This is a genomic window from Isoptericola sp. NPDC060257, from assembly GCF_042726645.1.
GTDB lineage: Bacteria > Actinomycetota > Actinomycetes > Actinomycetales > Cellulomonadaceae > Isoptericola > Isoptericola nanjingensis.
In genome coordinates this window covers 1-5,604 of the sequence record NZ_JBHXAW010000286.1, presented here as the reverse complement: position 1 = coordinate 5,604, position 5,604 = coordinate 1, and the positions used below count along the sequence as shown (strand labels likewise).

The 5,604-nt window shown below is 76.5% G+C and carries 6 protein-coding genes; 5 read left to right on the top strand and 1 reads right to left on the bottom strand.

Annotated features, from left to right (window positions below; all coding sequences use genetic code 11):
- Nucleotides 1-83 precede the first annotated feature (83 nt).
- The 3 genes from ACFWEK_RS18190 (at nucleotide 84) to ACFWEK_RS18180 (ending at nucleotide 2,731) form a co-directional block, all read left to right on the top strand.
- The gene (locus tag ACFWEK_RS18190; protein WP_430554941.1) at nucleotides 84-779 is read left to right on the top strand and encodes an energy-coupling factor transporter transmembrane component T; all 696 of its coding nucleotides are present in this window, start codon (nucleotides 84-86) and stop codon (nucleotides 777-779) included.
- A gap of 63 nt (nucleotides 780-842) precedes the next feature.
- Nucleotides 843-1,451, top strand: a complete 609-nt coding sequence (locus ACFWEK_RS18185) for a class I SAM-dependent methyltransferase (protein ID WP_430554940.1) — start codon at nucleotides 843-845, stop codon at nucleotides 1,449-1,451.
- Between the two features lie 56 nt (nucleotides 1,452-1,507).
- Nucleotides 1,508-2,731, top strand: coding sequence for an MFS transporter (locus tag ACFWEK_RS18180; RefSeq protein ID WP_430545653.1), 1,224 nt, complete (start codon nucleotides 1,508-1,510; stop codon nucleotides 2,729-2,731).
- 10 nt (nucleotides 2,732-2,741) lie between these two features.
- Here the strand turns inward: ACFWEK_RS18180 and ACFWEK_RS18175 are convergent, their stop codons facing one another.
- Nucleotides 2,742-3,512 carry an NAD(P)H-dependent oxidoreductase gene (locus ACFWEK_RS18175; protein WP_430554939.1) on the bottom strand — a complete coding sequence of 257 codons (771 nt, stop codon included), beginning with the start codon at nucleotides 3,510-3,512 and terminating at the stop codon, nucleotides 2,742-2,744.
- A gap of 115 nt (nucleotides 3,513-3,627) precedes the next feature.
- Between ACFWEK_RS18175 and ACFWEK_RS18170 the strand changes: the two genes are divergently transcribed.
- Together ACFWEK_RS18170 and ACFWEK_RS18165 are read left to right on the top strand one after the other, a co-directional pair.
- Nucleotides 3,628-4,650: a GlxA family transcriptional regulator gene (locus ACFWEK_RS18170; RefSeq protein ID WP_430554938.1), complete on the top strand. Its 1,023-nt coding sequence runs from the start codon at nucleotides 3,628-3,630 to the stop codon at nucleotides 4,648-4,650.
- Between the two features lie 32 nt (nucleotides 4,651-4,682).
- Nucleotides 4,683-5,604, top strand: a 922-nt coding sequence (locus tag ACFWEK_RS18165; protein WP_430554937.1) for a diaminobutyrate--2-oxoglutarate transaminase, incomplete at its 3' end; no start/stop codon positions are given.

The window sequence follows — 5,604 nt, the reverse complement described above, 5'->3', positions numbered from 1 at the left end:
ACCCACGACGCGCACCTCGTCGCCCTCGCCGGGCACCAGGTGCGGCTCGGCGGCGCGGCACGGGAGCGACAGGCGGTGGCGGCATGACCGGCGTGCTGGGGCGCGTGAACGCCCTCGTGCTCGTGGCGCTCGGGCTGCTCGGGCTGGTCGCCTCCCTGGGCGTCCGGGACGTCGCGAGCGCCGGCGTCGCGCTGGGCGCCTGCCTGGCTTTCGGGCTGGTGCTCCTGCCGCGCGGGGCCGGCGCGCCGGCCCGGTACCTCGCGGTCGTGGTCGCCGTCGCGTCGGTGGCGTGGTGCACCTGGCTGCTCGGCGGCCGCGACCCGGTGGAGGCCGCCGTCGCGGGGGCCCGCATCGCGGTGCTCGCGCTGCCGGGCGTGGCCCTCGCCCCCCTCGTCGACCCGAGCGCGCTGGCCGACCAGCTGGGCCAACGGCTGCGCCTGCCGGCGCGCTTCGTCGTCGGGGTCGCCGCGGCGCTGCAGCGGTTCGAGCGGCTCGGTGCGGTGTGGGAGCAGGCGTCGCGGGCCCGCCGGTCGCGCGGCGTCGGGCCCGGTCGGGGCCCGCTCTCGCGGGCCCGCCACGCGGCGTCCGTGACGTTCGCCGTCCTGGCCGCCACCCTGCGCGACGCGGCCGCCATGTCCGTCGCGATGGACGCCCGCGGCTTCGCCTCCGCCCACCACCGCACCTGGGCGGAGCCGGCGGCATGGACCCGCACCGACACCGTCGTGCTCGCTTGCGGCACGCTCGTCGCGGCGCTGCCGTTCGCCGTCCTCGTCGGGTAGCGGTCGCGCGGTAGGCGCCGCCCAGGAGCCGCGGGGCGCAGAATGGGCAGCGGGAGGTGCTCGATGGCCCGCCAGGTGCACGACTTCGACGCCCTGTACGCCGCCGATGCCCCGCCGCCGTGGGAGATCGGCCGCCCGCAGCCGGCGCTCCTGGCGCTCGTGCGGCGGTCGGTGCTCGCCGACCCGGTGCTCGACGTCGGGTGCGGCACGGGCGTGCTGGCGCTCGCCGTCGCCCGGGCGGGCCACCGGGTGGTGGGCGTGGACGCCGCGGCGCACGCGATCTCCCGCGCGCGGGAGCGGGCCGCGGGGGCGATCCTCGACCCGCCGGCCGAGGTGCGCTTCGAGGTCGCGGACGCGCGCCGGCTCGACCGCCTGGGCCTCCGGCCGCGGACCGTCCTCGACTCGGGGCTGCTGCACACCCTGGACGACGCCGGCCGCGCGGCCTACGTGGCGGGGCTGGAGGCGATCTGCCCGTCCGACGCGCTCGTCGCCGTGCTCGCGATGTCCGTGGACGCCGGGCTGGGCTGGGGCACGACCGCCGACCGGCTGCGCGCGGCGTTCGAGGCGCCCGCGTGGTCGGCCACGGTGGTCTCGGACGCCGAGATCGCCGCGCGCACCGCGGGGAAGGAGCTCAGCCTGCCGGCGCTGCTCCTCACGACGAGGCGCGCGTGACGAGACGTCGGTGAACGGACGGGCCTCGGTCAGGCCCCGTGCGATAGGAAGGGTGCGTGCCCTCCCCGCCCCTCTTCCCGTTCCGCAGCGTCGTCCTCGGGGCGTTCCTCCCCACCCTGGTGCTGGAGATCGGTATCGGCGCGCTGCTGCCGGTCGTGGCGGTCACCGCGACCGGCCGCGGCGCGACCCTCACGGTCGCCGGGCTCGTGGCCGCGCTGCTGCCGCTCGGCAAGATCGCGTTCGACCTGCCGGCCGGTGCCCTCTCCCAGCGCCTCGGCGACCGGGTGGCGATGCTGGTGGCCGGCAGCGTCGCGGTCGTGGCGTTCACGACGATCGCGCTGTCCTCGGCGCTGTGGGGCCTGGCGCTGGGCGTGCTCGCCCTCGGCGCGGCGAACGCCGTCTTCAACCTCGCCCGGCAGGCGTACCTCACGGAGATCACGCCGCCGCTGCGGCGGGCGCGGGTCATGTCGACGCTCGCGGGGGTGCACCGCATCGGGCTGTTCCTGGGGCCGTTCGCGGGCGCCGCGGTGATCGCGGCGACGTCGCTGCACGGAGCGTTCTGGCTGGGCACCGGTTCGGCCCTGGTGGCGGTGCTGGTGATCGCCCTGGTGCGGCCGGAGCCGCGGGCCGACGCCCCGCTGCCGCGGCCCGCCGGCGGGCCGCGCGTGTCCATCGCCGCGGTCGCGCGCGAGCACCGCCAGCTGTTCGCGACCCTCGGCGTCGCCATCCTGCTCGTGAGCGCCGTGCGCGGCGCGCGGCAGACCGTCATCCCGCTGTGGGGCGAGCACCTGGGGCTCGACGCCGAGGTGACGTCGCTCGTCTTCGGCGTCTCGGGCGCCCTGGACATGCTGCTGTTCTACCCGGCGGGCAAGGTGATGGACCGGTTCGGCCGGCTGTGGGTGGCCGTCCCGTCCATGCTCACGATGGCGGTGGGGCTGGCGGTGCTGCCGTTCGCGCACACCGCGGGAGCGCTCGCCGTGGTCGCCGCCCTGCTGGGGGTGGGCAACGGCATGGGCTCGGGCATCGTCATGACGCTGGGCGCCGACGTCGCACCTGCCGCGGTGCGGCCCACGTTCCTCAGCGTGTGGCGGCTCTTCCAGGACACGGGCGACGCGCTCGGCCCGCTGATCCTGTCGGCGGGGGCGGCGCTGGGCTCGCTCGCGGCCGGGGTGTGGGCCACCGCCACGCTGGGCGGCGCGTCCGCGGCCGCCCTCGCGCGCTGGGTGCCGCGGTACTCCTCGCTCGCGAACCTCGTGCCGCCCCGGCGCCGGCGGACCTGACGCCGACGCCTCAGGCGCGCCGGTGCACGCCCAGCCCGCGGCCGCCGGGCGCCACCGCGTCGCACAGCTCCCCGCGCCCGTCGTAGTCCCCGCCGTCCTGGGGCCGGTAGGGCACGAAGGGCCCGTCCGGCAGCGCGAGCAGCCGGCGGCGCAGGTCGTCCGCGGCCGCGGCGAAGCCGGCGTCGTCCAGACGGCTCGCGCCGGGCACGAGCACCGGCTCGGCCACCTGCATGCCCGTGTACCAGAACGTGCCGTGCAGCAGCGGGAACAGCACCTCGGCGAGGTCGCCGTGCAGGCCGCGCGGGCCGAGCCCGGTGCCCGCCCCGACCGTGACCACGGCGAGGGCGCGGCGGCCGGCCAGCCCGCCGTCGCCGTACCGGCGCGTGCGGCCGGCGGCGTCGCGCACGTTGTACGCGTAGCCCTGCACCAGCACCCGGTCGAGCCAGCCCTTGAGGATCGCGGGCGTGCCGTGCCACCACAGGGGGAACTGCACGACGACGGTGTCGGCCCGGGCGAGCTTGTCGTGCTCGGCACGGATGTCGGGCGCGAGCGTACCGCCGCGCAGCGCGCGCTCCGAGGCGCCCGCGACGTCGAGCCGGTCGCCGTCGCCCACGGCGTCGCCGAAGTCGGCGGCCGTGACCACGGGATTCCAGCCCATCGCGTACAGGTCGGACTCGACCACCTCGTGCCCGGCCCCGCGCAGCGCGCGGACCCCCTCGTCCCGCAGTCGCGCCGTGAGCGACCGCGGTTCCGGATGGGCCAGCACCCACAGCACCCGCATCGGACCGTCCTTCCCGTCGGGGACAGGCGCCGGTCGGCCGCCCGTCCTTCCAGGGTGCCGGGCGGGCCACCGGGCGGCCAGCGGCCGGAAGGCCACGATGTGCAAGGATCGAGCCATGCCTGCGAGACGGACGCGCGCACCCCGCCGGCACCTCGTCGCGGTGCTGGTGCGCGACGGCGTGATGCCGCTCGAGCTCGGCGCGGTGCACCAGCTCTTCGGCGTCGCGCGCGACGCCGGCGGCGAGCGGCTCTACGACGTGCGCACGTGCGCGGCGGCCACGGGACCCGTGCGGACCGACGCGGACTTCACGATCGACGTCCCGCACGGCCCGGGCGTGCTCGCGCTCGCCGACACCGTCGTCGTGCCGGCGTCGCACGCGCTGGACGACGTCGACGAGGACGACGCCGTCACCCCCGGCCTGCTGGCGACCGTCCGCCCGGACGCGCGGGTCGCGTCCATCTGCACCGGGGCGTTCGCGCTCGCCCGCGCCGGGCTGCTCGACGGGCGACGCGCGACGACGCACTGGCTGTCGGCCGACCGGTTCCGGCAGGCGTTCCCGAGGGTCGACCTGCACCCGGACGTGCTGTTCACCGAGGACGGCCGCGTCTTCACGTCGGCCGGCGAGGCGGCGGGCATCGACCTGTGCCTGCACCTCATCCGCTCCGACCACGGCGCGGTGGTCGCGAACGACGTCGCCCGCCGGAGCGTCGTGCCGCCGTTCCGCGACGGCGGCCAGGCGCAGTACGTCGACGCCCCGGTGCCCGAGCCGACCGGGGGCCACACCGGCCCCGCGCGGGCGTGGGCGCTCGAGCACCTCGACGACCCGCTCTCCCTGGACGACCTCGCCCGGCACGCGTCGATGAGCACCCGCACCTTCACCCGCCGGTTCCGGAGGGAGGTCGGCGTCTCGCCCGGGGCCTGGCTCCTGCAGCAGCGCCTGCTGCGGGCGCGCGACCTGCTGGAACGCACCGACCTCCCCGTGGACGTCGTCGCGCGCCGGGCCGGGTTCGGCACCGGGGCGTCGCTGCGCCAGCACTTCGCGCGGGCGCTGGGCGTCCCGCCCGCCGCCTACCGTGCGACCTTCGGCCCCGGCCCAGGACCTCAGAACGTGACGGAGGTCGTCCCGCGAGTTCCTTGACGGGGCGGGCCTCGGGCACCTACATCTGGTTGATGGAGGTCTTCGAGAAGTGGGAATCCGAGATCCGGGGGTACAGCCGCACGTACCCCACGGTGTTCGCCTCGGCGTCGAACGCGCGGCAGGTGGACGAGGCCGGCCGTAGCTACGTCGACTTCTTCGCCGGCGCGGGGGTGCTGAACTTCGGGCACAACAACCCGCGCATGAAACGCGCCATGATCGAGTTCCTCGAGGCCGACGGTGTCGCGCACAGCCTCGACATGGCGACCACCACGAAGCGCGACTTCATCACGAAGTTCGTCTCCACGGTGCTGGAGCCGCGCGGCATGACGATGAGGCTGCAGTTCATGGGCCCCACCGGCAGCAACGCCGTCGAGGCGGCGCTCAAGCTCGCCCGCAAGGTCACCGGGCGGCGGGAGGTGGTCGCCTTCACGCACGGGTTCCACGGCATGACCCTCGGGTCGCTCGCGCTCACGGGCAACGACGTCTTCCGCCGGGCCGCCGGGGTGCCCCTGGAGAACGTGCACCGGCTGCCCTTCGAGACCGCCCCCGGGGGCGGTCTCGCGTCGCTCGAGGCCTACCGGGCGCAGCTCGCCGACGTGTCGAGCGGCCTGCTGCCCCCGGCCGCGTTCGTCGTCGAGACGATCCAGGCCGAGGGCGGCGTCAACGTGGCGAGCGCCGAGTGGCTGCACGCCGTGCAGCGCCTCGCCCGCGACGTCGGGGCGCTGTTCGTCATCGACGAGATCCAGGTGGGCTGCGGCCGCACCGGCAGCTACTTCAGCTTCGACGGCATGGGGCTCGACCCCGACGTCGTGTGCCTCGCCAAGGGGATCGGCGGCTACGGGACGCCCCTGGCGATGAACCTCAACCGGCCCGAGCTGGACGCGCACTGGGCGCCGGGGGAGCACACCGGCACCTTCCGCGGCCAGGGCCTGTCGTTCGTGGCCGGACGCGAGG

Coding starts and splice junctions, on each gene's coding strand:
- ACFWEK_RS18190 (WP_430554941.1), top strand. CDS start 84: ATGACCGGCGTGCTGGGGCGCGTGAACGCCCTCGTGCTCGTGGCGCTC.
- ACFWEK_RS18185 (WP_430554940.1), top strand. CDS start 843: ATGGCCCGCCAGGTGCACGACTTCGACGCCCTGTACGCCGCCGATGCC.
- ACFWEK_RS18175 (WP_430554939.1), bottom strand. CDS start 3,512: ATGCGGGTGCTGTGGGTGCTGGCCCATCCGGAACCGCGGTCGCTCACG.
- ACFWEK_RS18170 (WP_430554938.1), top strand. CDS start 3,628: ATGCCTGCGAGACGGACGCGCGCACCCCGCCGGCACCTCGTCGCGGTG.